The 26,185-nt window shown below is 69.2% G+C and carries 19 protein-coding genes; 10 read left to right on the top strand and 9 right to left on the bottom strand.

Annotation, left to right across the window (positions count from 1 at the left end; all coding sequences use genetic code 11):
• Nucleotides 1-106: 106 nt before the first annotated feature.
• On the top strand, nucleotides 107-778 hold the full coding sequence (locus PV396_RS23960; RefSeq protein ID WP_107019862.1) for a response regulator: 672 nt from the start codon (nucleotides 107-109) through the stop codon (nucleotides 776-778).
• Between the two features lie 104 nt (nucleotides 779-882).
• Here PV396_RS23960 and PV396_RS23955 read toward each other — a convergent pair whose 3' ends face one another.
• From PV396_RS23955 to metH, 4 genes are all read right to left on the bottom strand, one after another.
• Nucleotides 883-2,463 (bottom strand): ABC transporter substrate-binding protein, encoded by a 1,581-nt coding sequence (locus PV396_RS23955; protein ID WP_319207764.1) that lies wholly within the window; start codon nucleotides 2,461-2,463, stop codon nucleotides 883-885.
• An 85-nt stretch (nucleotides 2,464-2,548) separates the two neighbouring features.
• Nucleotides 2,549-4,153 (bottom strand): ABC transporter substrate-binding protein, encoded by a 1,605-nt coding sequence (locus PV396_RS23950; protein WP_319207762.1) that lies wholly within the window; start codon nucleotides 4,151-4,153, stop codon nucleotides 2,549-2,551.
• A gap of 467 nt (nucleotides 4,154-4,620) precedes the next feature.
• Nucleotides 4,621-5,322 (bottom strand): HAD family phosphatase, encoded by a 702-nt coding sequence (locus PV396_RS23945; protein WP_319207760.1) that lies wholly within the window; start codon nucleotides 5,320-5,322, stop codon nucleotides 4,621-4,623.
• A gap of 117 nt (nucleotides 5,323-5,439) precedes the next feature.
• The gene (gene metH / locus PV396_RS23940) at nucleotides 5,440-8,958 is read right to left on the bottom strand and encodes a methionine synthase (protein ID WP_319207759.1); all 3,519 of its coding nucleotides are present in this window, start codon (nucleotides 8,956-8,958) and stop codon (nucleotides 5,440-5,442) included.
• 306 nt (nucleotides 8,959-9,264) lie between these two features.
• Here metH and PV396_RS23935 point away from each other — a divergent pair, with 306 nt between their 5' ends.
• The 4 genes from PV396_RS23935 (at nucleotide 9,265) to PV396_RS23920 (ending at nucleotide 14,397) form a co-directional block, all read left to right on the top strand.
• On the top strand, nucleotides 9,265-10,029 hold the full coding sequence (locus PV396_RS23935; RefSeq protein ID WP_319207757.1) for an IclR family transcriptional regulator: 765 nt from the start codon (nucleotides 9,265-9,267) through the stop codon (nucleotides 10,027-10,029).
• A 317-nt stretch (nucleotides 10,030-10,346) separates the two neighbouring features.
• Nucleotides 10,347-11,132 (top strand): MIP/aquaporin family protein, encoded by a 786-nt coding sequence (locus tag PV396_RS23930; protein ID WP_319207754.1) that lies wholly within the window; start codon nucleotides 10,347-10,349, stop codon nucleotides 11,130-11,132.
• A gap of 90 nt (nucleotides 11,133-11,222) precedes the next feature.
• A complete protein-coding gene (gene glpK, locus PV396_RS23925) occupies nucleotides 11,223-12,773 on the top strand; it encodes a glycerol kinase GlpK (RefSeq protein ID WP_319207752.1) in 1,551 nt (516 codons plus the stop codon).
• 7 nt (nucleotides 12,774-12,780) lie between these two features.
• The gene (locus PV396_RS23920; RefSeq protein WP_319207750.1) at nucleotides 12,781-14,397 is read left to right on the top strand and encodes a glycerol-3-phosphate dehydrogenase/oxidase; all 1,617 of its coding nucleotides are present in this window, start codon (nucleotides 12,781-12,783) and stop codon (nucleotides 14,395-14,397) included.
• Between the two features lie 104 nt (nucleotides 14,398-14,501).
• Here the strand turns inward: PV396_RS23920 and mtnK are convergent, their stop codons facing one another.
• The 4 genes from mtnK to PV396_RS23900 form a co-directional block, all read right to left on the bottom strand.
• Nucleotides 14,502-15,671: an S-methyl-5-thioribose kinase gene (gene mtnK / locus PV396_RS23915; protein ID WP_319207748.1), complete on the bottom strand. Its 1,170-nt coding sequence runs from the start codon at nucleotides 15,669-15,671 to the stop codon at nucleotides 14,502-14,504.
• An 11-nt stretch (nucleotides 15,672-15,682) separates the two neighbouring features.
• Nucleotides 15,683-16,723: an ABC transporter permease gene (locus PV396_RS23910; protein WP_319207745.1), complete on the bottom strand. Its 1,041-nt coding sequence runs from the start codon at nucleotides 16,721-16,723 to the stop codon at nucleotides 15,683-15,685.
• A 199-nt stretch (nucleotides 16,724-16,922) separates the two neighbouring features.
• Nucleotides 16,923-18,458: a sugar ABC transporter ATP-binding protein gene (locus PV396_RS23905; RefSeq protein WP_319207743.1), complete on the bottom strand. Its 1,536-nt coding sequence runs from the start codon at nucleotides 18,456-18,458 to the stop codon at nucleotides 16,923-16,925.
• Nucleotides 18,445-19,542, bottom strand: coding sequence for a substrate-binding domain-containing protein (locus tag PV396_RS23900; RefSeq protein WP_319207741.1), 1,098 nt, complete (start codon nucleotides 19,540-19,542; stop codon nucleotides 18,445-18,447). Before PV396_RS23900 ends, PV396_RS23905 begins: the two co-directional genes overlap by 14 nt.
• A gap of 586 nt (nucleotides 19,543-20,128) precedes the next feature.
• Here PV396_RS23900 and PV396_RS23895 point away from each other — a divergent pair.
• Genes PV396_RS23895 through mtnB form a run of 3 tightly spaced genes read left to right on the top strand, consistent with a single transcriptional unit; the run spans nucleotide 20,129 to nucleotide 22,115 of the window.
• On the top strand, nucleotides 20,129-20,728 hold the full coding sequence (locus PV396_RS23895; protein ID WP_319207739.1) for a cupin: 600 nt from the start codon (nucleotides 20,129-20,131) through the stop codon (nucleotides 20,726-20,728).
• Nucleotides 20,725-21,498: an acireductone synthase gene (gene mtnC, locus PV396_RS23890; protein WP_319207736.1), complete on the top strand. Its 774-nt coding sequence runs from the start codon at nucleotides 20,725-20,727 to the stop codon at nucleotides 21,496-21,498. Before PV396_RS23895 ends, mtnC begins: the two co-directional genes overlap by 4 nt.
• The gene (gene mtnB, locus PV396_RS23885; protein ID WP_319207735.1) at nucleotides 21,495-22,115 is read left to right on the top strand and encodes a methylthioribulose 1-phosphate dehydratase; all 621 of its coding nucleotides are present in this window, start codon (nucleotides 21,495-21,497) and stop codon (nucleotides 22,113-22,115) included. Before mtnC ends, mtnB begins: the two co-directional genes overlap by 4 nt.
• A 130-nt stretch (nucleotides 22,116-22,245) precedes the next feature.
• Here the strand turns inward: mtnB and mtnA are convergent, their stop codons facing one another.
• The gene (gene mtnA, locus PV396_RS23880) at nucleotides 22,246-23,286 is read right to left on the bottom strand and encodes an S-methyl-5-thioribose-1-phosphate isomerase (RefSeq protein ID WP_319207733.1); all 1,041 of its coding nucleotides are present in this window, start codon (nucleotides 23,284-23,286) and stop codon (nucleotides 22,246-22,248) included.
• A gap of 314 nt (nucleotides 23,287-23,600) precedes the next feature.
• Between mtnA and PV396_RS23875 the strand changes: the two genes are divergently transcribed.
• Both PV396_RS23875 and PV396_RS23870 read left to right on the top strand, forming a co-directional pair.
• Nucleotides 23,601-24,653 carry a BMP family ABC transporter substrate-binding protein gene (locus PV396_RS23875; protein WP_319207731.1) on the top strand — a complete coding sequence of 351 codons (1,053 nt, stop codon included), beginning with the start codon at nucleotides 23,601-23,603 and terminating at the stop codon, nucleotides 24,651-24,653.
• Nucleotides 24,631-26,184, top strand: a complete 1,554-nt coding sequence (locus PV396_RS23870) for an ABC transporter ATP-binding protein (RefSeq protein WP_319207729.1) — start codon at nucleotides 24,631-24,633, stop codon at nucleotides 26,182-26,184. The genes PV396_RS23875 and PV396_RS23870 overlap by 23 nt, the downstream gene beginning before the upstream one ends.
• Nucleotide 26,185 lies beyond the last annotated feature (1 nt).

Here is a 26,185-nt window from a genome sequence, read left to right as displayed (position 1 = left end):
GCGCCCGCGCGGCGGAGCCGCAGATGAACACGGTCCCGCGGCCCCTGGCGGGGAGGGCTGCGCCCCCCGCAGGGCAGAATGGGGTCGACTAGCGAAGGAGATCTACGTGGCCATCCGCGTCCTACTTGTTGACGACCAGCCGCTGCTGCGTACGGGGTTCCGGATGATTCTGGAGGCCGAGCAGGATATCGCGGTCGTCGGCGAGGCCGGAGACGGTCTTCAGGCGATCGACCAGGTGCGGGCCCTGCAGCCCGATGTGGTTCTGATGGACATCCGGATGCCGCGGATGGACGGGGTGGAGGCGACCCGGCAGATCACGGGGCCGGGGCGGGACGGGCCGGCGAAGGTGCTGGTGCTGACGACCTTCGATCTCGACGAGTACGTGGTGGAGGCGCTGCGGGCCGGTGCCAGCGGCTTCCTTCTGAAGGACGCCCCGGCGAACGAACTGGTGCAGGCGATCCGGGTGGTGGCGGCGGGCGAGGCGATGCTCGCGCCGAGCATCACCCGCCGGCTTCTCGACAAGTACGCGGGGCATCTGCCCTCCGGTGACGAGCCGGTGCCGGACACCCTGCACACGCTGACCGAGCGTGAGGTCGAGGTGCTGAAGCTGGTGGCGCGGGGGTTGAGCAATGCGGAGATCGCCGCTGATCTGTTCGTCAGCGAGACGACGGTCAAGACGCATGTCGGGCATGTGCTGACGAAGCTGGGACTGCGCGACCGGGTCCAGGCCGCGGTGTACGCGTACGAGAGCGGGCTGGTGCGTCCCGGCGCACAGTAACCGGACGCGCGTACGACGGAGTTGTGTGTACGCCACGGCTGTACGACGGCGAGGGCGCCCCTTCCGGATGTGGAAGGGGCGCCCTCGTTCCTGTGCGGCGGGGCTCAGCCCTTGTTGATCTCCCAGAAGCGGAAGACGGTCGAGGCGTCGAGGCAGTTCTCCAGGCCGTAGATGTTCTCGCGGGCGACGGCGTACTGCTTGGCCTGCCAGATGGGGAGGACGGGGATGTCCTTGGCGACGATGTTCTGCAGCTCGGCGAAGTCCGTGTCCGTCGCGGAGCGGTCGCTCTGGGCGGCGGTGCCGGGGATGAGGGTGTCGGTGATGGTGCCGTTGGTGTAGTTGTTGCCGAGGACGTTGCCCTGCCCGAAGAAGGGGGCGGTGAAGTTGTCGGCGTCGGGGTAGTCCGGCACCCAGCCCTTCACGTACACGCCGTACTTGCCTGCCTCGATGTCCTTCTCGTACTGCGCGAAGGGCACGGACTGGACGGTCGCGTCGAACAGGCCGCTGGCGTTGAGCTGCTTGGCGATGGCCTTGAACTCGTCGTCGGTGGCGGGGCCGTAGCGGGACGGGGTCGACCAGAGGGTCAGTTTGACCTTGCCGGTGATGCCGTCGGCCTGGAGGGCCGCCTGGGCCTTGGCCCTGGAGGGGCGGGCGCCGTAGGTGTCGAAGAAGGCGGTGTTGTGACCCGCTATGCCGGCCGGGATGATCGAGTAGAGGGGGGTCGCGGTGTCCTCGTAGACCTCGTTGACGAGGGACTCGCGGTCGAGGAGGTGGGCGATGGCCTTGCGTACGCCGATCTTTCCGGCGACCGGGTCGTTCATGTTGAACACGAGGTGCTGGACCTCGGCGCTGGTGCCCTCGATGATGTCGATGCCCTCGTCGCCGTTGTCGTTCTCGATGTCGGCTATGTCGCCGGCCTTGAGGCCTCGGTAGGCGATGTCGATGTCCTTGTCGACGATGGCCTGCTTCAGCTCGGTCTGGTCGCCGTGGAAGAACTTGAGGGTGACGCCCGAGTTGCGGACCTCGGCGGTGCCCTTGTAGTTCGGGTTGACGGAGAAGACCGCGCTGTCCTCGTCGAACGAGTCGAGCTTGTAGGGGCCGGAGCCGACGGCTTCGCCGTCCTTGCGCAGGCCGTCCTCCTCGTACTGGCTGTGGTCGACGATCGAGCCGGCGCCGGAGGCGAGTTTGCTGGGGAAGGTGGCGTCGGGCACCTTGAGGTTGAAGACGACGGTCTTCTCGTTCGGGGTGTCCACCGAGCCGAGCATCGGGAACATGATCGCGGGACCCGCGGCGTCGTTGATCTTCAGCATGCGGTCGAAGGAGAACTTGACGTCCTCCGAGGTGAGCGCGTCGCCGTTGCTGAACTTCAGGCCGTCGCGCAGGGTGCACTTGTACACCTTGGTCTGCGTGTCGCTGAAGGCGCACTCCTTGGCGGCCTCGGGCTGCGGTTCGGTGCCACCGTTGGGGAAGCTCAGCAACGACTGGAACACGTTGTTGAACAACAGCCAGGAGCCCGGGTCGTAGCCGGAGGCCGGGTCGGTGGCCAGGACGTCGTCGGACATCCCTATCACCACGGTGGAGCCGTCGGCCCCCGTGCCGCCGTTCTCCGATCCGCATGCGGTCAGCAGGCCGGAGGCCAGCCCCGCCACGATGGGCAGGACCGGCCACTGGTTGCGCAGGTTCACGTCGAAGTGCCTTGTCGTCGGGTCTTGGATACCCGGGACCGTCCCAGCCCCGGGTCGGGACGTGTGCTTCGGGCGGGCGTGCTGGTCAGCTGCTCGCGCCGCGGCCGAGCTCCCAGAGCTGGAGCGTCGAGGAGGAGTTGAGGGCCCACTCGGCGCCGGTGATGCCGTCGCGGGCGGCGATGTACTGGTTGCCCTGCCACAGCGGCAGTACGGGTACGTCGTCGGCCACGATGTTCTGGATGTCGGTGAGGCTCGTGATGGCGGTGAGGCGGTCGGCCTCACGGCGGGACTGCGGGATCAGGCTGCCGCGGATCTTGGCGTTGGCGTACGGCAGGCTGAGGAAGTTGTCCTTGTCGAGGAACGGGGCGAGGTAGTTGTCGGCGTCGGGGAAGTCCGGGAACCAGCCCATGCCGTAGACGTCGTACTTGCCCTTCTTCTCGGCCGGGCGGAAGGTGTCCCAGGGGGCGCCCTGGATGGTGACGTCGAACAACCCGCTGCCGTTGAGCTGCTTCTGCAGTTCCTCGAACTCCTGCTTGGTCGCCGACCCGTAGTGGTCGGTGGTGTAGTGCAGGGTCAGTTTCACCGGCGTGGTGATTCCGGCGTTCTCCATCAGGGCTTTGGCCTTGATGTCGCTCGGCTCGCCGTACTTGTTGAAGAAGGAGTTCGAGTGGCCGGTGATCGTGGCCGGGACCAGCGAGAAGAGCGGCTGGGCCTCGTCGCCGTACACCTTGGCCACGAGTTCGGCGCGGTTGATGATCTGGGCCATCGCCTGGCGGACGGCTTTGGTCTTCACCGTCGGGGCGTTGGTGTTGAAGCCGAGGTAGCGGATTTCCAGGCCGGGCATCTCGACGAGGTCGATGTCGCCGGTCGAGTCGCCGTCGAGCTTTCTGATCTGCTCGGGAGACATCGTGCGGGTCATCAGGTCGATGTCGCCCTTGGAAAGCGCGGTGCCCATCTCGTCGGCGTCCGCGAAGGAACGCAGTTCGACCTTGTCGTTCTTCGGCGTCAACTGCCCTTTGTAGCGGCTGTTCTTGGTGAAGACGGCGTTGACGAGTTCGTCGTTCTTCACCTCGGCCTTGAGCGTGTACGGGCCGGAGCCGTCGACGTCGAAGCCGTCGCGCAGCTTGTCCTTGTCGTAGTCGGCCGGGTTGACGATGCCGGCGACCGGGGTGGACAGCTTGAACGGGAAGGTGGCGTCGGCGGTCTTGAGGTGGAAGATGACCTCGCGGTCGCCCTGGGTCTCGACGGTGTCGATGGTGGACAGCAGGGCGAACACACCGCTGTCGGCCTGGATCCGCAGGGCCCGGTCGATGGAGAACTTCACGTCGGACGCCTTCACGGCGTCGCCGTTGGAGAACTCGAGGCCCTTGCGCAGGGTGCAGACGTAGCGCTCGTTGCCGCTGTCCGTGAAGCCGCACTTCTCGGCGGCCTCGGGCACCGGTTCGCCGTCGCCGCGCGGCTGGACCATCAGGGTCTGTACGGTCTGGCGCAGGATGTTCCAGGTGCCGACGTCATAGGCGTAGGCCGGGTCGATGGGCGCCGGGGCTGCCTTCGTGGCGGTGAACCGGTCCGTGGTGCCGACGACGATCGCGTCGCCGCTGCTGCCCCCGCCGTCGACGCCACCGCAGGCGGCGAGCACCGGGGCCAGCAGGCCGACCACCGTCGGCAGCACCAAGGTCTTGCGGTTCATGCTCGGGTTCTCCAGGCTGTCGATCCCAGGGGACCCGGCGTGCGTGGGGTGGTGCGCGCGGGTGAGGGATTGCGTCGATGTTCTCCCGACGAGATTAGTCCGGACCGCGGGAAGGCCCGCATGCAGCCGGAGTTGAGCGCTCATCACGCTGCGAAACCGGGCGTGGACGCAACGAAAAACCGCCACGGGAAGGATTCCGCGCAGGCTCTCCCCAATCGGGACACAAGGTCACGAGGAGACGCTGCCAATAGGGTGCGTGTAGACGCCACCCGCCCACAGCCGAGCCCCTGTCGCGTGGCGAAGCTCACATATTCCGAGTGCGGGCACTCAGCTGAATTCGCTCGCGGGTGGAGGCGGTGGGGATCGACGGAGGGCACGCAATTCTCATTTGTCGGCCCGCCCGTTCATCCGCGCGTTATCCCGCATTCGAATCGGGCACACTCGGTAAACGCTTCAGTGCATTTCCGTCATCGGTCGTACGTCATCAGCCCGCGCAGAAATGGCAGGTCGACCTCTTCCAGCGAGGTCACGACGGTGCGGCGCGCGCCGGGGGCGATGGGCGCGACGGACGGTACGGCCACGACGTGGCAGCCCGCGGCCTCGGCGGCCGCGACACCGGTCGCTGTGTCCTCCACGACGGCACATCTCACCGTGTCGACGCCGAGTCCGGCGGCCGCGATCAGATAGGGGTCGGGGAAGGGCTTCGTACGCTCCACCTCGTCCCCGGCGATGCTCAGGGCGAAGTGCTGCGGGCCCAGGGAGGCCAGGACGCGGTCGATGATCCGGCGGTGCGAGGCGGAGACCAGGGCGGTGGGGATCTCGTGGGCGGAGAGCTCGGCGAGAAGGCGGGCCGCGCCCGGCATCAGGGGCAGGGCCCTGGCGATACGGTCCTCGAAACCCTCGTTGAGCAGCACCGACAGTTCGTCGAACGTGATGTCGGCGCCGGTGGCCTCGATGAGGAACCCGGCGCTGCGGGTCATCGGGCCGCCGACCACGACATGCCGCCAGGAGTCGTCGAGGGTGTGGCCGAGACCGGCGAAGATCTCGACCTCGACGTCCCACCAGAAGCCCTCGGTGTCCACCAGGGTGCCGTCCATGTCGAGGAGAACGGCCTGCAGTGCTGAGCCTTCGGCCGTACGGGTTCCGAGCGCGGGGACCGTGCTGGTCATCCTGGCGCACCTCCTTGAGGGACGATCAGGCCGGTTGCCCCTGAGTGCACAGAGGGCAACCGGCCTGCGATGGACCGTCAAGTGTACGTCTTGTCCGATCAACGTGCGCGGTAGGACTCAGCGCGCGTTGAAGTACTTCGCCTCCGGGTGGTGGATGACGATGGCGTCGGTGGACTGCTCGGGGTGGAGCTGGAACTCCTCGGAGAGGTGGACGCCGATGCGCTCGGGCTGGAGGAGGTCGGCGATCTTGGCACGGTCCTCGAGGTCGGGGCAGGCGCCGTAGCCGAGGGAGAAACGGGCGCCCCGGTACTTGAGGGCGAACATGTCTTCGACGTCGGTGGGGTCCTCGCCGGCGAAGCCGAGTTCGGAGCGGACGCGTGCGTGCCAGTACTCGGCGAGCGCCTCGGCCAACTGGACGGACAGGCCGTGCAGTTCGAGGTAGTCGCGGTAGGAGTTCGCCTCGAAGAGCTTGGCGGTCTCCTCCCCGATCCGGTTGCCGACGGTGACCACCTGAAGGCCCACGACATCCGTCTCCCCGGACTCCTCAGGGCGGAAGAAGTCGGCCAGGCACAGCCGGCGGCCACGACGCTGACGCGGGAACGTGAAACGCGTACGTTCGTTGCCCTGGTCGTCGAGGATGATCAGGTCGTCGTCCTTGGAGACGCACGGGAAGTAGCCGTAGACGACGGCCGCCTCCAGCAGCGACTCCGTCTGGAGTTTGTCCAGGAGGCCGCGCAGGCGGGGGCGGCCCTCCGTCTCGGCCAGCTCCTCGTAGGTGGGGCCGTCGCCGGTGCGGGCCTGCTTGAGACCCCACTGGCCCTTGAAGAGGGCGCCCTCGTCGAGCCAGCTCGCGTACTCCTTGAGCTGGATGCCCTTGATGACGCGGGTGTCCCAGAAGGGCGGGGTGGGGACGGGGTTGTCGATGGCGACGTCGGAGCGGACGTGCCCTTCCTCGGGCCGCTCCTCCACCACCGTGTCGGCGGCGCTCGCCCGCACCCGGCGCTGCTTCAGCTCCGGCAGCTTCGCCCCCGGCACCCCGCGCTTGACGCCGATCAACGCGTCCATCAGCCGCAGGCCCTCGAACGCGTCACGGGCGTAGCGGACCTCGCCCTCGTAGATCTCGTGCAGGTCCTGCTCCACATACGCCCGGGTCAGGGCGGCGCCGCCGAGGATGACGGGGTAGTCGGCGGCCAGCTTGCGCTGGTTGAGCTCCTGGAGGTTCTCCTTCATGATCACCGTGGACTTGACCAGCAGGCCCGACATGCCGATCACATCGGCCTTGTGCTCCTGCGCGGCCTCGAGGATCGCGGAAACCGGCTGCTTGATACCGATGTTGACGACGTTGTAGCCGTTGTTGGTGAGGATGATGTCGACGAGGTTCTTGCCGATGTCATGGACGTCACCGCGCACGGTGGCCAGCACGATCGTGCCCTTGCCGTCGTCGTCCGTCTTCTCCATGTGGGGTTCGAGGTAGGCGACGGCCGTCTTCATGACCTCGGCCGACTGAAGGACGAACGGCAGCTGCATCTGGCCGGAGCCGAAGAGCTCGCCGACGACCTTCATGCCCTCCAGGAGGGTGTCGTTGACGATGTCGAGGGCCGGGCGGGTCTGGAGGGCCTCGTCGAGGTCGGTCTCCAGGCCGTTCTTCTCACCGTCGATGATGCGGCGCTGCAGTCGCTCGTCCAGGGGCAGGGCGAGGAGTTCCTCGGCGCGGCCGTCCTTCATCGACTTGGTGTTGACGCCCTCGAAGAGGGCCATCAGCTTCTGCAGCGGGTCGTAGTCCTCCGCACGGCGGTCGTAGATGAGGTCGAGGGCGGTGGTCACCTGCTCCTCGTCGAAGCGGGCGATCGGCAGGATCTTCGACGCGTGCACGATCGCCGAGTCCAGACCGGCCTTGACGCACTCGTCCAGGAACACCGAATTCAGCAGGACGCGGGCGGCCGGGTTCAGACCGAAGGAGATGTTCGACAGGCCGAGGGTGGTCTGGACGTCCGGGTGGCGGCGCTTGAGCTCGCGGATCGCCTCGATCGTGGCGATGCCGTCCTTGCGGGACTCCTCCTGGCCGGTACAGATCGTGAAGGTGAGGGTGTCGATGAGGATGTCCGACTCGTGGATGCCCCAGTTCGACGTCAGGTCCTCGATCAGGCGTTCGGCGATGGCGACCTTGTGGTCGACGGTACGGGCCTGGCCCTCTTCGTCGATGGTGAGCGCGATGAGCGCGGCACCGTGCTCCTGGGCCAGTCGGGTGACTTTCGCGAACCGGGACTCCGGCCCGTCGCCGTCCTCGTAGTTCACCGAGTTGATGACGGCACGGCCGCCGAGCTTCTCCAGGCCCGCCTGGAGGACGGGAACCTCGGTGGAGTCCAGGACGATCGGCAGGGTGGAGGCGGTGGCGAAACGGCCGGCGAGCTCCTGCATGTCGGCGACGCCGTCGCGGCCCACGTAGTCCACGCAGAGGTCGAGCATGTGCGCGCCCTCGCGGATCTGGTCGCGGGCCATCTCGACGCAGTCGTCCCAGCGGGCGTCCAGCATGGCCTCGCGGAACTTCTTGGAACCGTTGGCGTTGGTGCGCTCACCGATCGCCATGTACGCGGTGTCCTGGCGGAACGGGACCGTTTGGTAGAGGGAGGCGGCGCCGGGCTCGGGCTGGGGGGTTCGCTCGGTTACGGCCGTGCCTCGGACCCGCTCCACGACCTGGCGCAGGTGCTCGGGGGTCGTGCCGCAGCAGCCGCCGACCAGTGAGAGGCCGTATTCGCGGACGAAGTTCTCCTGGGCGTCGGCGAGCTCCGGTGCGCCCAGCGGATAGTGCGCGCCATCCTTGGTCAGCACCGGCAGACCGGCGTTGGGCATGCACGACAGCGGGATGCGGGCGTTGCGCGCGAGGTAGCGGAGGTGCTCGCTCATCTCGGCGGGGCCCGTGGCGCAGTTCAGGCCGATCATGTCGATGCCCAGCGGCTCCAGCGCGGTCAGCGCGGCGCCGATCTCCGAGCCGAGCAGCATCGTGCCGGTGGTCTCGACGGTGACGGAGCAGATCAGCGGAACGCTGAGGCCCAGCGCCTCCATGGCGCGGCGGGCTCCGATGATGGAGGACTTGGTCTGCAGGAGGTCCTGGGTGGTCTCGACGAGCAGCGCGTCGGCGCCGCCGGAGAGCAGGCCCTCGGCGTTGATCTGGTAGGCGTCCCGGATCTTCGCGTAGGTGATGTGGCCGAGCGTGGGCAGCTTGGTGCCGGGCCCCATGGATCCCAGGACCCAGCGCTGCTCGCCGGTGGAAGCGGTGAACTCGTCGGCGACCTCGCGAGCGATGCGGGCGCCGGCCTCCGACAGCTCGAAGTTGCGGTCGGCGATGTCGTACTCGGCGAGCGCGGCGAAGTTCGCGCCGAAGGTGTTGGTCTCGACGCAGTCGACGCCCACGGAGAAGTACGCCTCGTGGACGGAGCGGACGATGTCGGGGCGGGTGATGTTGAGGACCTCGTTGCAGCCTTCCAGCTGCTGGAAGTCCTCCAGCGTCGGGTCCTGCGCCTGGAGCATGGTGCCCATCGCACCGTCGGCCACCACCACCCGGGTGGCGAGTGCGTCCCGGAGGGCGGACGCACGGGTCCTGCTGTCGGAGGAAGGGGCGGACGACGAGGCGGCCATGTATGGGCTCCCTGGAGTGCGACGGCTGTCGGCTTTGCGGCTTCTTGAGGGAAGGCGCACCCGGCCAGGGTAGCCCGGTGCGGGGCCGTATGGTCAGGGCGTCCACGGGACGGACGTACGTGTCGCGCGTGTCGTGGCCGAAAGCCACCGGGTGTATGCCCGGCATCCACCCGGATGTACGCGGGATGTAACAGGTGACGACCAGCCATTGGCGGGCGGTCGACATGGACCGGTAGTGTTCGACATTGCCGAACGGCGGCAGCGAACGCCGGATGCGGGCGGTCGAGGGACGGAGGCAGGACGGCGATGGCACGGAACATCCAGTCGCTCGAACGGGCGGCGGCGATGCTGCGGCTCCTCGCGGGCGGCGAGCGTCGGCTCGGCCTCTCGGACATCGCCTCGTCCCTCGGCCTCGCCAAGGGCACCGCCCACGGCATCCTGCGCACCCTCCAGCAGGAGGGCTTCGTCGAGCAGGAGGCCGCCTCCGGGCGCTATCAGCTGGGCGCCGAACTGCTGCGCCTGGGCACCACCTATCTGGACGTCCACGAGCTGCGCGCGCGTGCCCTGGTGTGGACCGACGACCTGGCCCGCTCCAGCGGCGAGAGCGTCCATCTGGGCGTCCTGCACCAGCGGGGCGTGCTGATCGTGCACCACGTCTTCCGCCCCGACGACAGCCGGCAGGTGCTGGAGGTCGGGGCCATGCAGCCCCTGCATTCCACGGCCCTCGGCAAGGTCCTGTCGGCCTACGACCCGGTCGCGCACAGCGAGGTCCTGGAGGCCGAGCGCCAGTCGTTCACCGACCGGACGATCAGCGACCTGGAGGGCTTCGAGGGCGTCCTGGACCTCACCCGCGCGCGCGGGTACGCGGCCGACGTCGAGGAGACCTGGGAGGGCGTCGCGTCGATCGCCGCCCCCATCCACGACCGTCGGCGGATGCCGGTCGGCGCGGTGGCCGTGACCGGCGCCGTGGAACGGCTCTGCCGGGAGGGCGAGCTGCGTCCGGAGCTGATCGCGGCGGTGCGGGACTGCGCCCGCGCGGTGTCGCGGGACCTGGGCGCCGGGCGGTTCTGAACCTTCGTACAAAATCTGGCACTTCCTACGGAAGCGGACCGGGACATCCTGGATGTTCCGGTCTTTTCGTGTGCGCGGCGTGTGCGGGCGGACGCGGTTCGCGACCGGCCGGGGGATCGCACTCAAGATCGATAGCTCACAGCAATCAATAACGATCGCGCTTTCGATTACAGAGCTCTTGACGTGCCCGTAACTCCGGAGCAAGACTCCCGTCCATCGGTCGACATTGTCGAACACCGACCGGCAATAGGCGTTAGAGTGTGACAACGCCAAGGGCCGGCAGCTCTCCCCCTGGACGAAGGACAAAGGAGTCGCGGGTGTCCAGCTCCGACATCTTCATCGGCGAGACCATCGGTACCGCCATACTCATCCTGCTCGGCGGCGGCGTGTGCGCCGCCGTCACGCTGAAGGCCTCCAAGGCCCGCAACGCCGGCTGGCTCGCCATCACCTTCGGGTGGGGTTTCGCCGTTCTGACGGCCGTCTACACCTCGGCGCCGCTCTCCGGCGCCCACCTCAACCCGGCCGTGACTCTCGCGCTCGCGCTCAAGAAGGACGGCATCGACTGGAGCGACGTCCCGATCTACTGGGGCGGGCAGCTGCTCGGCGCCATGATCGGTGCGACCCTGGTCTGGATCGCCTACTACGGCCAGTTCCTCGCCCACCTGACCGACAAGGAGATCGTCGGCACCCCGACGGCGAAGTCCGTCGAGGCACAGGAGAAGGGGGCCGGTCCGGTCCTCGGCATCTTCTCCACCGGCCCCGAGGTCCGCGTCGCCTGGCAGAACGTCGCCACGGAGGTCATCGGCACGATCGTGCTGGTGCTCGCCATCCTCACCCAGGGCCTCAACGACAGCGGCAAGGGTCTCGGTGTCCTGGGCGCCCTGATCACCTCGCTCGTCGTGGTCTCCATCGGTCTGTCCCTCGGTGGCCCGACCGGATACGCGATCAACCCGGCCCGTGACCTCGGTCCGCGCATCGTGCACGCCCTTCTGCCTCTGCCCAACAAGGGCGGCTCCGACTGGTCCTACGCGTGGGTCCCGGTGGTCGGTCCGCTGATCGGCGGCGCGATCGCTGCAGGCATCTACAACGTCGCTTTTGCTTAGAGCAGCCAGCACAGTCAGCGCGGCGGCCGCAGCCTCGAGCAACATCGCCGTAAGCCAGCCCCTCACCCACGGACCTCTCAGGAGCACACAGTGACCGACGACGCGCACACCGCCGGCCCGTTCATCGCGGCCATCGACCAGGGCACCACCTCCAGCCGCTGCATCGTCTTCGACCGGGACGGCCGGATCGTCTCCGTCGACCAGAAGGAGCACGAGCAGATCTTCCCGAAGCCGGGCTGGGTCGAGCACAACGCCAACGAGATCTGGACCAACGTCCAGGAAGTCGTTGCCGGAGCCATCCAGAAGGCCGGCATCACCCGCGACGACATCAAGGCCATCGGCATCACCAACCAGCGTGAGACGACGCTGCTGTGGGACAAGAACACCGGTGAGCCCGTCCACAACGCCATCGTCTGGCAGGACACCCGTACGGACACGCTCTGCAAGGAGCTCGGCCGCAATGTCGGGCAGGATCGTTTCCGCCGTGAGACCGGCCTGCCGCTGGCCTCCTACTTCGCCGGCCCCAAGGCCCGCTGGCTGCTCGACAACGTCGAGGGCCTGCGCGAGCGCGCCGAGGCCGGGGACATCCTCTTCGGCACCATGGACAGCTGGGTCATCTGGAACCTGACGGGCGGTGTCAACGGCGGTCACCACGTCACCGACGTCACCAACGCCTCCCGCACCCTCCTGATGAACCTGCACACCCTGGAGTGGGACCCGAAGATCGCCGAGTCGATCGGCGTCCCGCTGTCGATGCTCCCGGAGATCCGTTCCTCCGCCGAGGTCTACGGCGAGGTCACGGGCGGCTCGCTCGGCGAACTGCTCGGCGGCATCCCGGTCGCCTCCGCGCTCGGCGACCAGCAGGCGGCGCTGTTCGGCCAGACCTGTTTCGCCGAGGGCGAGGCCAAGTCGACGTACGGCACCGGCACGTTCATGCTGATGAACACCGGCGACAAGATCATCAACTCGTACTCCGGTCTGCTGACCACCGTCGGCTACCGCATCGGCGACCAGGCCCCGGTCTACGCCCTGGAGGGCTCGATCGCGGTCACCGGTTCGCTGGTGCAGTGGATGCGCGACCAGATGGGCCTGATCTCCACCGCCGCCGAGATCGAGACGCTCGCGTCCTCGGTCGAGGACAACGGCGGCGCCTACTTCGTGCCGGCCTTCTCCGGTCTGTTCGCCCCGTACTGGCGTTCCGACGCCCGCGGTGTGATCGCCGGTCTGACCCGGTACGTCACCAAGGCGCACCTCGCGCGTGCCGTCCTCGAGGCGACCGCCTGGCAGACCCGTGAGATCACCGACGCCATGACCAAGGACTCGGGCGTCGAGCTCGCTGCCCTCAAGGTCGACGGCGGCATGACCTCCAACAACCTGCTGATGCAGACCCTCTCGGACTTCCTGGACGCACCCGTCGTGCGCCCGATGGTCGCCGAGACGACCTGCCTCGGTGCCGCCTACGCCGCCGGTCTCGCCGTCGGCTTCTGGACCAGCACCGACGACCTGCGCGCCAACTGGCGCCGGGCCGCCGAGTGGACCCCCAACATGGACGCGGCAAAGCGCGACCGTGAGTACAAGAGCTGGCTCAAGGCCGTCGAGCGGTCCATGGGCTGGCTCGAAGACAGCTCTGTCGAGGAGTAAGAAACACATGACCAGCCAGTCCACCCTGCAGTCCGTGCCTGCCCTCGGTACGCACCCGGCCTTCGGCGTCAACCCGAGCCGCGCCGAGACCCGGGAGCAGCTCTCCAAGGCGACGTACGACCTTCTCGTGATCGGCGGTGGCATCCTCGGCATCTCGACTGCCTGGCATGCCGCGCAGTCCGGTCTGCGGGTGGCTCTGGTCGACGCCGGCGACTTCGCCGGCGCCACCTCCTCCGCCTCTTCGAAGCTTCTCCACGGCGGTCTGCGCTATCTGCAGACCGGCGCGGTGAAGCTGGTGGCGGAGAACCACTTCGAGCGCCGTGCGGTGTCCCGTCAGGTGGCTCCCCATCTGGCCAATCCGCTCACGTTCTACCTCCCCGTGTACAAGGGCGGGCCGCACGGCGCGGCGAAGCTCGGGGCGGGCGTCTTCGCCTACTCCATGCTGTCGGCGTTCGGTGACGGTGTCGGGCACCTGCTGTCTCCGGCCAAGGCCGCGCAGGACGTGCCCGAGCTGCGTACCGAGAACCTCAAGGCCGTGGCCGTGTACGGCGACGGTCAGATGAACGACGCGCGCATGGCGCTGATGACGGTCCGTGCGGCCGTCGAGGCGGGCGCGGTCGTGCTCAACCACGCCGAGGTGTCCGGTCTGCGCTTCACCCGGGGCCGGGTCACCGGCGCCGACCTGCGCGACCGGCTCTCCGGTGACGACTTCGGCGTCAACGCCCGGCTCGTGCTCAACGCGACCGGTCCCTGGGTCGACCACCTGCGCAGGATGGAGGACGCCGGCGCGGCGCCCTCGATCCGCCTGTCGAAGGGCGCGCACCTGGTCCTGAAGCGGACGTCTCCGTGGAAGGCCGCGCTGGCCACGCCGATCGACAAGTACCGCATCACGTTCGCCCTGCCGTGGGAGGACATGCTGCTTCTCGGTACGACCGACGAGCAGTTCGAGGGCGACCCGGCGGACGTCTCGGTCACCGAGAAGGACACGGCCCAGATCCTCGACGAGGCCGCGTTCTCCGTGCGCGACCAGCAGCTCTCCCGTGACCTGATCACGTACTCCTTCGCGGGTCTGCGCGTGCTGCCGGGTGGCCCCGGTGACACGGCCAAGGCCAAGCGGGAGACGGTCGTGACCGAGGGCAGGGGCGGGATGCTGTCCGTCTCGGGCGGCAAATGGACGACCTTCCGGCACATCGGCCGTACGGTCATGGAGAAGCTGGAGACGTTGCCGGGGCGTCCCCTGGGTGATGACTTCGAGTCCGTGTCGTCCCTGCCGAAGCACCTGCCGCTTCCTGGTGTCGCCAACCCGCGCGCTGTCGCGCACCGGCTGTTGGTGGACAACCCGGCGCCGGGGCCGCGGATGGCCGCCGATACGGCGAAGCACCTGGCGACGCACTACGGGTCGCTGGCGTTCGACATCGCGCGGCTCGCCAATGAGAACCCCGAGTTGGGTGAGCGGGTGCATGCGGATGCGCCGGAGATCTGGGCGCAGGTGGTTTATGCGCGGGACAACGAGTGGGCTGAGACTGCGGACGATGTGCTGCGGCGTCGGACTACGTTGACCATTCGGGGGCTGGATTCGGACGAGGTTCGGTCCAAGGTGCAGGATTTGTTGGACAAGAAGTAGGGGTAGGGCGTGTTTTGGGGCGGCTCCTGGTTATGGGTGCCGCCCCTTTGCGTTGTGTGTTGTCTGCGGGCGAGTGGGGGCTTGTCGCGCAGTTCCCCGCGCCCCTAAAAGCCTTCCACTACCGTTCGTACATCGTGCGGGTTGGTCAACTTCGCGCGGTGCACGATCAGTTCGCGGCCGATGTGTAGTGATCGGCGAGATGCCTCTGCCGGGTTGGGGAGGGTTGTCAGGTCTGTCAGGTGGGCGAAGCCTATTATTCTGCGGATGATCTCCGCGCCCGCGTAGCCCACGGACTCCGTCCAGATTCTGCGTAGGAAGCGGTCCAGGTACGCGTCGTCGAAGAAGGTGTCGACCCGCGTCGGCCAGAGGCGGCGGAACTCGGACTCGAACGCCGTCCAGGACAGGGCCAGTTGGTCGGCGTGGTCGGTCAGGGAGTTCAGGGCGCGGGCTCGTTCCTCCGAGACCAGGGTGTTGGCCCAGTAGAGGCCGAGGTCGTAGCCGATGGGGCCGACGAAGGAGAACTCGGGGTCGAAGACCCGTACCACCGGGGCGCCTTCGCGTTCGCCGACCATGACGCTGCCGGTGTGCAGGTCGCCGTGGAGGAGGGCCTGGGCGCTGGTCATGAAGGTGTGGCGGAGGTCGGCGACCTCGGTGCGGAGGCGGGCGTCGGCGCGGAACTCCGCCGCCAGGTCGTCCAAGTCCTCGTGCCAGTGGTTGTGTTCGTGCTCGATGTATGGCTCGGACAGGACCACGTCTTCAGTGATCTTGCACAGTTCCGGGCTCACCGAGGCCGCAAGCAGCGCCTTTCGGTCCGCCGACGCCATGCCGAAGTCGCTGGTGGCGAACGTCAGTTGGGCGACGAACTCGCCGATGCGGGCGGAGGTGTTCGGGCCGTACGACGCGCCCTCGTTGAGGAGGGTGCGCAGGACCTCCAGGTCGGACATGTCCTCCATGACGAGGGCGTAGTTCTCGGGGTCGTACCCGAGGATCGCCGGGATCTTGTCCGGGGCCACCTTCGCGACCTGCTCGTACGCCCTCGCCTCGGCGTCGGCGCGCTCGGGGCTCATCGGCCAGGACGGGCCCGCCACCCGGACCCAGGGCAGGGCCTGCTTGACGGCGAGGCTGCGGGTGCCGTCGGTGGACCTGGCGAGGAACACGCGGTTCATGTTGCCGTCGGAGACCTCACGGACCTCGATGTCCGACGGGTCGGGCCAGTGGCCGCGCTCGTTCAGGTACGCGGGGACGTCGGCCGGCTCCAGGATGCGGTAGCCCATCGTGAACTTCCTTATGCGGTGCGGCGCTTGGACAGGGTGAAGCTGAAGACGAGGGCGAGGATCAGGACCGCGCCCTCGACCACGTCCTGCGTGTAGTAGGGCAGGCCCTTGATGGTCAGGCCGGTGGTGATGATGCCGATGAGGACCGCGCCCAGGGCGGTGCCCCACACGTTCGGGCGCCCCCGGCCCAGGACGGACGTGCCGACCAGGGCGACGGCGACGGCCTCGAGGAGTTGCGAGGTGCCCGCGGAGACGTCTCCCTGGCCGATGCGCGCCGCCAGGATCAGCCCGCCGATCGAGGCGAGGACGCCGGAGAGGACGTACGCCAGCGCCCGGTACGCGCCCACGCGGATGCCGGCCAGGCGCGAGGCCTCGGGGTTGGCGCCGATCGCGTACAGCACGCGGCCCCAGCGGGTGCGGGCCAGGAAGACCCAGGCGATGACGGTCAGGGCGCCGAAGATGACCACGGAGACGGGGATGCCGAGGATCGTGCCCCGGTCGATGCGCAGGAAGCCCTCGGTGAACTTGCCGGGGGCCGTCGTACCGTCGGACTGGGTCATGCCCGGGGTGATCGACTGGCCGTCGACGAGGATGAGTTTGGTGCCCTGGATGACGAACATGGTGCCCAGCGTGGCCAGCATGTCGGGGATCTTGAGGACCACGATGAGCAGGGCGTTGAGCAGGCCCGCGAGCGCGCCCGCGACGATCACCGCGACGATCGCGACGACGCCGACCTGGTTGTACGTGACCATCGTCTTCGCGGCGACGGTCACGCCGAGCCCGGCGACCGCGCCGACCGACATGTCCATCCCGCCGACGGCCATGGTGAGCGTGACACCGAGGCCGAGGATCGCTGCGACGGAGACGTACCGCAGGGTGTCGAGGAGGGTCGCGGAGTCGCGGAAGGACGGCTCGCTCAGCGCGAAGTACGCGAAGAGGGTGACGGTGACGAAGATGAAGCCGTACTTGATGACCGCGTTCTGGACGCGCGGACCGGCGGCGAGCGTGGACGGGGTCGCCGTCTTCGCGGGGGCGCTCTGGGTGGTGGTCATGGCGTGCTTCCTGGGGTGGCGTGCGGTTGGGCCGATGCGAGATGGGGGGCAGGCGGGGGGTGGCGGTTCTTTGCCTGCGGGCCGGTGGGGGCTGGTCGCGCAGTTCCCCGCGCCCCTGAAGAGGCGCGACTTCGCAGCCGCCTGACAGAGCCGGACCGCCGGACAACGCCACTCCGCCCATCCCGGGGAGTGCCCCTCATCAGACCGACGCCGAGATGGTCTGGATGACGCGGTCGCGTTCCGCGTCCTCGCCGTACGCGTCGAGGTGGATCTCGCCGCCCGCGAGGACCACGACCCGGTCGGCGACCTCCAGGACCTCGTCGACGTCGGCCGACAGGACCAGGACCGCAGCGCCCTCCGCCGCCAGCGCGCGGGCGCGGCGGCCGATGTCGCGTCGGGCGCCGATGTCCACGCCTCGGAACGGCTCGTCCAGGATGAGGATGCGGGGGCGTTCGGCGAGCCAGCGGCCGACGACGACCTTCTGCTGGTTGCCGCCGGACAGTTCCTCGACGGTGCTGTGCTCGTCGCGGGCGACAACACCGAGCGCCTCGATGGTGTCCCGGCCGAGGGTGTCCTCCCTGGAGCGGTTGACCAGGCCGAGCATCGAGAGGGACTTGAGGAACGGCAGGGAGATGTTCTGGGCGAGCGACCAGCCGGGGACGAGGGCGTCCGCGTGGCGGTCCTCGGGGACGAGGTGGACGCCGGCCCGGATCGCGTCGGCGGGGCGGCGGGGCGTGTACGGCTTGCCGTCCAGCTCCACGGCTCCGGTGGCGAAGGGTTCGGCGCCGAAGAGGCCTCGGGCCAGTTCCGTCTTGCCGGCGCCCAACAGGCCGACGACGCCGGTGACTTCACCGGCCCGCAGGTCCAGGTCCTGGGGTGTACGGCCGTCCAGGAGGCGTACGCCGCGCAGGGACAGGAGGGTCTCGCCGGGCGCGGATTCGGCGCGGGGGCGGGCGGTGGTCGCCTCCTGGGCCTGGGCGAGCATGGCGCGCAGGGCGCTGTCCCAGTCGAAGGGCTTGGCCTGGTCCTCGGTGAGACGGCCGTCTCGCAGGACGACCAGTCGGTCCGCGAGTGCGTCGATCTCGCCGAGGCGGTGGGAGACGTACAGGACCGCGATGCCGTCGTCGCGCATCCGCTGGACGAGGGCGAACAGGCGCTCGGCCTCGGCGGCGGAGAGCGCGGACGTCGGTTCGTCGAGGATCAGGAGCCTGGGGCGGGTGGCCAGTGCGCGGGCCAGGATCAGCAACTGGCGGTCGGAGATGCCGAGTTCGGTGACGTCCCGTCTGAGCAGGGCGTCGCTCCAGCCGAGATCCAGGGCCGACTGGATCTCGCGGGCACGGGCCAGCACGCGGCGTCCGTTCAGGAACGGGTTGCCGCGTGCCTGGGCCAGCTCCTCGAAGACCAGGTTCTCGGCGACCGTGAGGCCGGGCACGATGCCCTCACTGATCCGCTGATGGACCGTCTGGATGCCCAACTGGCGGGCGGCGAGCGGCGATTGGAGGGCGGCGCGGGCCCCGTTCACCGTCACTTCGCCGCCGTGGTCCGTGTGGACGCCGGACAGGATCTTGATGAGCGTGGACTTGCCGGCCCCGTTCGCACCGAGCAGCGCGACCACGCTGCCCGGTGCGATGTCCAGCGACACGGACTCGAGGACCGTCCTGCCCCCGAAGGCCATGCTCACTTCCCGCAGGACGACCGCGGGTGACGCCTCGGTGGGCGACTCAGTGGGCGACATTGGCGATCCAGTCGGCCGTGCTCACCTGGGAGAGGTTCAGCGCGGGCAGCGCGGCGCGCAGCTGGTCCATGTTCTGGATGTTCTTGCTCTTCAGGAACTCCTGGGTGATGGCGACGGCCGGGAACTCGACGGAGGTCTTGTTCAGCTGTCCGGCCAGTTCCAGGGCTGCGGTACGGACGACCGCGGCGCCGACGGCGGAGGGGTCGGTGCCGGCCGTGGCGACCCACGGGCTGCCCGCGGCGGTCATGTTCTGGATGTCGGCGTTGGAGACGTCCGCGCCGAACACCTTCACCTTGTCCTGCAGCTTCTTGTTCTGCACGGCGAGGACGGTGCCCTTGGCCAGCTCGTCGTAGGGGGCGAAGACGCCCGTCACGTCGGAGTGCTGGGTGAGCGCGGCGGAGACCAGCGGCACGTTGTCCGTGGCGGTGGAGTCGGTGACCTTGCCGACCTTGAATGCCTGCTTCCAGCCGTTGGCGTCGACGGTCGACTTCCAGACGCTGTCGCGCTTGTCGAGGGCCGCGTAGCCGGCGACGTTGACGTAGCCGACCTTGGCGTTCTTGCCGAGGTCCTTCGCCATGACGTCGAGGACGGCCTGGGCCATGCTCGCGTCGTCCTGCTCGGTGCTGACGACGCCCTTCGTCGCGGTCTCCACGTCGTAGACGACGACCTTGATGCCCTTCTTCACGGCCTTGTCGATCTCGGGCTGGATCGTCGACGGGAAACCATGGTCCACGATGATCGCCTGCGCGCCGGAGTTGATCGCCGAGGACAGGTCGGTGGCCTGCTTGGCGTTGTCGGCCTGGGCGTCGTACACCGTCAGGTCGATGCCGAGGGCCTTGGCCTGCGCCTTGGCGCCGTTGCCCCACTGCTCGAAGTAGTCGCCGGCGCCGCTCTGGCGGACCAGCGCGACCTTGACCGTGCCCTTGTCGAAGGGCGCGGGCTTGGTGCCGGTGGCCGCCGACGCCGAGGCGCCGGTGTCGCCGGTGTCCTTGGAGGCGTTCGTCGACTGTGAGCAGCCCGCGAGGAAGAGCGCCGAGACGGAGGCCAGCGAGAGCGCGGCGAGGGGCAGACGGGTGCGGGACATGCGGAACTCCTGGTGCAGGGCAGTACGGGAAGAAGGGAGGCGGGGGGAGGGGGAAACGGGTGAGGTGAAGGGGCGCGGTGGCCGAAAGGCACCGGCGCGGGAGTGTCCGGTCCCGAGCGCGAGGTGGCGGTGTGGGGTGGCGGCGTGGGGCGGGAAACACGCCACGGCCGGGGGCGTCTCGGGTACTCCGGGTCAGGTCAGCGACAGCGGGCTGTGGTCGACCGGAGCAAGTCCACGTACAGCCGCCGCACGAGCAGCAGCGTCTTCATGAACAGATCATGAGAACGTTTCCAGCCATTCGTCAAAGACTTGGACACTGGATCTCAGCATATGGAACGCCGGATTCGTCACACTCTGCCGACCCGCCGACGGGAGTTACCATCACGGAACCGGCATCCGACCCGGGACAGTGAGGCTTCCGATGATGACGACACCCTGCGCGACAGCGGCACGACGCTGTACCGACGCGCCGTGTCGCTGCTGTCGCGACTGACGACCGGCCCGTCGCCTTCTCCTGTCCCTGCCCCCTCGCATTCGTTTCGCCCGTATTCCCCCACCCCTCTCGCAGCCAACTGGAGTTGCTCCCATGACCCTGCTGACGACCTGGCCCGAGTCCGGCCCGGAGACCGTCGTGCGCCGTACCTCCGACCCGGCCGAGATCGCCGCCGCGCTGGCCCCGATCGGGGTGCGCTACGAGCAGTGGCCGATCCGTGAGGACGTCCCTGCGGACGCCGACAGCGACACCGTGTTCGCCGCGTACGGCCCGGAGATCGACAGGCTGAACGCCGAGGAGGGTTTCACCACGGTCGACGTCCTCGGTCTGCACCCCAGCGACGACCCGGAGTACCCCGCGAAGGCGAAGGCGGCCCGCGCGAAGTTCCTCCAGGAGCACACGCACGACGACGATGACGAGGTCCGCTTCTTCGTCTCCGGCTCCGGCATCTTCTATCTGCACACGGGCGGCGAGGTACACGCCGTGTACTGCGAGAAGGGCGACCTGCTGGGCGTGCCGCGCGGCACCACGCACTGGTTCGACATGGGCACCAGCCCCGCCTTCACCGCGATCCGCTTCTTCCACGAGGAGGACGGCTGGATCGGCAACTTCACCGGCTCGACCATCGCCTCCCGCTTCCCGGACTACGACACGATCGACGCCGGGTTCCAGCAGGACAGGGCCGCCGCGTGACCCTGCCGGGCGCGGTGTTCGACGTGGACGCCGTGGACGCCGTGGTGCTCGACATCGAGGGCACCACGAGCGCCACGGGGTTCGTCGTCGACGTGCTGTATCCGTACTCGCGCTCTCGTTTCGGAGCACTGCTCTCGGAGCGGAGCGGTGATCCGGAGGTGGCGCGGGCGGTCGCACAGGTGCGCGAGCTGATCGACGAGCCCGGTGCCGACGCCGTACTCGTCGAGAAGACCCTCAACGCCTGGCTCGACGAGGACCGCAAGGCGACGCCCCTCAAGACCCTCCAGGGCATCATCTGGTCCGAGGGCTTCGCGCGCGGCGACCTCGTCTCGCACTTCTACGACGACGTCCTGCCCGCGCTGCGCGCCTGGCACGCGGCGGGGCTCCGGCTGTACGTCTACTCCTCCGGGTCGGTCGCCGCGCAGCGCGCGTGGTTCGCGTCCACCCCGGAGGGCGACCTGCTGCCGCTCGTCTCGGGTCTGTACGACACCGAGAACGCGGGACCCAAGCAGGAGCCGGAGTCGTACCGCCGTATCGCGCGGGCCACCGCCACCGCCGACCCGGCCCGTCTCCTCTTCCTCTCCGACCGGCCGGGCGAGCTGGACGCGGCACGCGCCGCCGGATGGCGGACCGTCGGGATCCGGCGGCCCGGGGAGCCGTACTACGAGCAGGGTGTCGGGGACCACGCGCAGGCGGGGACGTTCGACGAGATCAGCATCACCAGTTCCAACAGTTCCAACAGTTCCACCAGTTCAGGGAGCACCACGTGACCGCCGACATCAGCACGCTCGACCTCGAGGAGGCGGGGGCGGTACTCGCCGCCGAGTCCGCCCGGTTCGCCTCCTTCGGCTGGATGCGGGGCACCTCCGGGAACCTGTCCGTGGTGCTGTCCCGCGATCCGCTGCTGCTCGCGGTCACCGCGAGCGGCCACGACAAGGGTGAACTCACGCCCTCCGACGTGGTGTTGGTGGACGCGCGGGGCGCTGCGGTGAACGGCGGCAAGCCGTCCGCCGAGGCCGAGCTGCACGCCCGGGTCGCCGCGCTGACCGGGGCCGGTGCGGTGGTGCATGTGCACACCGTGGCGTCCGTGGCGATGGGCCGGCGCGAGCCCGGCGGGATCGTGTTCAAGGACATCGAGATGCTCAAGGGCGTCGGCCGGCCCGCCCACGACGTCGAGGTGACCCTGCCGGTCATCGACAACAGCCAGGACATGAAGGTGCTCGGCGACCGTCTGGAGGCGGCACGCGAGCCCCTGATGCCGGCCGTGGTGGTCGCGGGGCACGGGCTGTACGTGTGGGGGGACAACCCCCGTCAGGCCCGGCACCACACCGAAGTCGTGGAGTGGCTGCTGGAGTTGGAGCTCAGCGCTCCGCGGGACGGACGGTAGTCGAACCGCGGGCCGATGGGGGGCCGGTCGCTCCCCCACTTTCGGCTTCGCTCGAGTGGGGGGACCCCCATCGCGGCGGAGCCGCAATGCGACACCGCCCAGCGCCCCCGACAGGGGCGCGGGGAACTCGCTACTTCAAGCGGTCGCCGGGGAGTTCACCGGCGGAGACCTCCAGCACACCCCGCTCCGTCACCAGCCCGGTCACCAGCCTGCCCGGCGTGACGTCGAACGCCGGGTTGTGACCGCGCGACTCGGCGGGCGCCGTGCGTACGCCCGACCACTCCAACACCTCGTTCTCGCCCCGGAGTTCGATGTGGATGTCGTCGCCGGTGGCCGTCGCGAGGTCGACCGTGGTCGTGGGCGCCGCCACCAGGAACGGGATTCCGGCGTCCGCGCAGGCCAGCGCGACCCCGACCGTGCCGACCTTGTTGGCGGTGTCGCCGTTGGCGGCGATGCGGTCGGCGCCGACGATCGCCGCGTCGACCTCGCCGCGCAGGATCGTTCCTGCGGCAGCTCCGTCGGCCTGGACGTAGTGCGGGATGCCTTCCTGGACCAGCTCCCAGGCGGTCAGGCGCGAGCCCTGGAGCAGCGGACGCGTCTCGTCGGCGTACACGACCTCGAGCCGGCCGCGTGCGTGCAGTTCACGGATGACGCCAAGTGCCGTGCCCCATCCGGCCGTTGCGAGGGCGCCGGTGTTGCAGTGGGTCAGGATGCGCAGGGGGCGGTCGCCGGCGCTCGCGGCGAGGCGCTCGAGCAGCCAGTCGGCGCCGTGCGCGCCCATCGCCCTGTTGCCCTCGACGTCCTCGCGCTGGACGGCGGCGGCCTCTTCGAGGACCGCCTCCAGTCCCTCCTCGAAGCGGGTCATGACCCGGTCCACGCACACCATGAGGTTGACAGCGGTCGGCCGGGCCTCGCGGATGCGCGCCACGGCCGCCCGTATCCGCTCCTCGGTCCAGCCTTCGCGCTCGCCCTGGAGCAGCGCGAGCGCGACCCCGTAGGCGCCCGCCGCGCCGATCGCGGGCGCGCCGCGCACGACGAGCCGCTGGATCGCGTCCACCAGGGTGTCCACATCGCGGACGTCCCTGGTCTCGTTGCGGTGCGGCAGCAAGGTCTGGTCGATGAGCGCGAGGCTGTTTCCGGTCCAGCCGACGGCGCGCAGTTCCTGGGGCATAACGGGACGCTCCTGAAGTTCCGGCGGTGCGCGACACCGTACATGACCTCGGAGAACCACAGTTCGAGACAGCTTGTCCGGTGGCTGAATCGCGGTGTTACAGTCCAACATCCGCACCTTGGATCCGCTGTGAAGGAGGACACGTGCCGCTCACCATGCGCCGCTTCCTCGACCACGGCCGGTGTGCGAGCGACGGCTGTCGACGCTGACCCGTCCCCCTCGGCGTCCCCGTCTCCTCTTCTCCCCCTCCCCGCTCCTCCCCGTGCTCAGCGCAGAGCGCGGGCTGTGCCGTACGTGCCTTTGGAAGGTCCCCGATGCCTCGCAGATCCCGTCGTACGATCCCGCTCGCCGCCATGACCGCGCTGCTCGTCGCCGGTGCCACCGCCTGCAACGCCGCCTCGAAGGACGACGCGTCCTCCGACAGCAGTGCGGGCGCCGCGTCGTTCACCCTCGTCACGCCGGACGCCGTCGGGCAGAACGAGTTTCTCAAGCTGGCGGTGACCGGCGTCAAGGCCGCCGCGAAGGCGCACAACGGGTCCGAGAAGGTGTTCGAGTCCACCGACACCGCCTCCCAGCAGCAGAACGTGCAGGCCGCCATCGACGCGAAGCCCGATGTCGTCGTGCTGGTCGGCTTCGAGTTCGCGGATCTGGTCGCGCAGCAGGCCGAGGCACACCCCGAGCAGCAGTTCCTGATGATCGACGCGTGCACGACGAAGGCGTTCGCCAACGTCAGCTGCGGGGTCTTCCGTGAGCACGAGGGCGTCTTCCTCGCGGGCGCCGAGGCCGGGCTGCTGAGCAGGAGCGGCAAGGTCGGCGCGGTCGACGTGCTGGACACGCCCGTGTTCCGCCGCTTCAGCGACCCGTTCGCGGCCGGTGCCCAGCATGTCGCGGCGAAGACGGAGACCGGTACGCGCTTCGTCGGCGGCCAGTCGCCGTTCGACGACTCGGCGCGCGCCAAGGAGCAGGCGAACGACCTGCTGTCCAAGGGCTACGACCAGCTGATGGCCGCTGCGGCGGCGGGCAACTACGGCGTGTTCGAGGCGGCCAAGGCGAAGGGCGCGTTCGCGTACGGCGTCGACGTCAACCAGTGCCCCTCGGCGCCCGGCACGGTCGTCGACAATGTGATCAAGCGCACGGACATCGCTGTGGAGAAGGGCGTCGAGCAGGTCCTCGCCGGTCAGACGGGCACGACCACCTCGTACGGCCTGAAGGAGGGCGGCATCAGCCTCACGGGGCTGGAGAAGGACGTCGACTCGTCCCAGTGCGTGATCGCCAAGCACCCCGACGTCCTGAAGAAGGTCGAGGCGCTGCGCGACGAGATCGTGTCCGGAAAGCTGACGGTCGATGACCCCGCCGCCGCGGGCTGAGACAGCGGCGGCCGCGGTCGAGCTCCGGGGAATCACCAAGCGGTTCCCCGGCACGCTCGCCAACGACGCCGTCGACCTGACCGTCCGGCACGGCGAGATCCACGCCCTGATGGGCGAGAACGGCGCCGGCAAGTCGACGCTCATGTCCGTCCTGTACGGGATGGAACGCCCGGACGCCGGTTCGGTCCGGGTGGACGGGCGTGAGGTCGTCTTCGCCGATCCCGGCGACGCGATGGCCGCAGGTCTCGGCATGGTCCATCAGAGCTTCAAGCTGTTCGACTCGCTGACGGTCGCGGAGAACGTGGTGTACGCCGCCGAGCCGCGCCGTTTTGGCCTGGTGGACCGGGGAGCGGCCCGCCGCCGGGTGCGTGAGCTGGCCGAGGAACACGGGCTCGCGGTCGATCCGGACGCCCGGGTCGGCGACCTGCCCGTGGGGCTGCGCCAGCGCGTCGAGATCCTGAAGCTGCTGCACCGCGGTGCCCGGACGCTCATCCTCGACGAGCCGACCGCCGTCCTGACGCCCGCCGAGGCGGACGCCCTCTTCGCGGTCCTCAAGTCCCTTGCCGCACAGGGTCGTTCGGTCATCCTGGTCACGCACAAACTGCGTGAGGTCCTCGAAGGCAGCGACCACGTCACGGTGTTGCGGGACGGCCGGGTCGTCGCCCGGCTGGTCACCGCCGAGACGTCCGCCGACGAGATCGCCGCCGCGATGACCGGCCGCGCGGTGGAACTCGACCGCGTCCACGCCCCCGGCACCCCCGGCGACGCGGTCCTGGACGTCACCGACCTCGCGACGGACGGCGTACGGGACGTGCGACTCACCGTACGGGCCGGGGAGATCGTCGGGATCGCGGGCGTCGCGGGCAACGGACAGAGCGAGCTGGTGGAGGCGCTGGCCGGACTGCGTCCGGTGACCGCCGGCCGCGTCGCGCTGCTCGGCGACGACATCACGCACGCCTCGGCCACCGAGCGCCGCGCCAAGGGCCTCGCCTACGTCCCCGAGGACCGGCACGCCGTCGGTACGGCACCCGCCGCGTCGGTCGCCGACAACCTCGCGATGGGCCACCACCGTACGTCGCTGTCCGCACGCGGGCTGCTTCCGCCCGCCACCGTACGCGGCCACGCGGGACGCCTGATCGAGCGCTTCGGCATCAAGGCGGCGTCCCCGGAGGTGCCCGCGTCCGCGCTGTCCGGCGGCAACGTGCAGAAGCTGCTCATCGGGCGTGAACTCGCCCACGAGGCCCCGCTGTTGCTCGTGGAGCAGCCCACGCGCGGGGTCGACATCGGCGCCGTCCAGAACATCCACGACCAGCTGATCGCCTACCGCGACGCCGGCCACGCCGTCCTGCTCGTCTCGGCCGAGCTGAGCGAGATCCGGGGGCTCGCGGACCGGGTCCTGGTCATGTACGAGGGCCGCGTGACGGCGTCGTACGCGAAGGCCGAGGCGGACGAGCGGACGCTCGGGCTCGCCATGGCGGGCGGCGGTGCGGGCAGCTCGGCCCCGGTGGCCCCGGTGGAGGTCGGGGACTGAC

Origin of the sequence: Streptomyces sp. ME02-8801-2C, from assembly GCF_033793965.1 — a bacterium.
Classification (GTDB): Bacteria; Actinomycetota; Actinomycetes; order Streptomycetales; family Streptomycetaceae; genus Streptomyces.
The sequence above is the reverse complement of the archived record's forward strand: the minus strand, read 5'-3'. Positions and strand labels throughout refer to the sequence as shown.

Bases quoted from the DNA above. Each gene is read 5' to 3' on its own strand.
- PV396_RS23900 (WP_319207741.1), bottom strand. From the start codon at position 19,542: ATGTCCCGCACCCGTCTGCCCCTCGCCGCGCTCTCGCTGGCCTCCGTC.
- metH (WP_319207759.1), bottom strand. From the start codon at position 8,958: ATGGCCGCCTCGTCGTCCGCCCCTTCCTCCGACAGCAGGACCCGTGCG.
- PV396_RS23945 (WP_319207760.1), bottom strand. From the start codon at position 5,322: ATGACCAGCACGGTCCCCGCGCTCGGAACCCGTACGGCCGAAGGCTCA.
- PV396_RS23875 (WP_319207731.1), top strand. From the start codon at position 23,601: ATGCCTCGCAGATCCCGTCGTACGATCCCGCTCGCCGCCATGACCGCG.
- PV396_RS23920 (WP_319207750.1), top strand. From the start codon at position 12,781: ATGACCAGCCAGTCCACCCTGCAGTCCGTGCCTGCCCTCGGTACGCAC.
- mtnK (WP_319207748.1), bottom strand. From the start codon at position 15,671: ATGGGCTACCGCATCCTGGAGCCGGCCGACGTCCCCGCGTACCTGAAC.
- PV396_RS23895 (WP_319207739.1), top strand. From the start codon at position 20,129: ATGACCCTGCTGACGACCTGGCCCGAGTCCGGCCCGGAGACCGTCGTG.
- PV396_RS23935 (WP_319207757.1), top strand. From the start codon at position 9,265: ATGGCACGGAACATCCAGTCGCTCGAACGGGCGGCGGCGATGCTGCGG.
- PV396_RS23910 (WP_319207745.1), bottom strand. From the start codon at position 16,723: ATGACCACCACCCAGAGCGCCCCCGCGAAGACGGCGACCCCGTCCACG.
- PV396_RS23950 (WP_319207762.1), bottom strand. From the start codon at position 4,153: ATGAACCGCAAGACCTTGGTGCTGCCGACGGTGGTCGGCCTGCTGGCC.
- PV396_RS23870 (WP_319207729.1), top strand. From the start codon at position 24,631: ATGACCCCGCCGCCGCGGGCTGAGACAGCGGCGGCCGCGGTCGAGCTC.
- PV396_RS23905 (WP_319207743.1), bottom strand. From the start codon at position 18,458: ATGTCGCCCACTGAGTCGCCCACCGAGGCGTCACCCGCGGTCGTCCTG.
- mtnA (WP_319207733.1), bottom strand. From the start codon at position 23,286: ATGCCCCAGGAACTGCGCGCCGTCGGCTGGACCGGAAACAGCCTCGCG.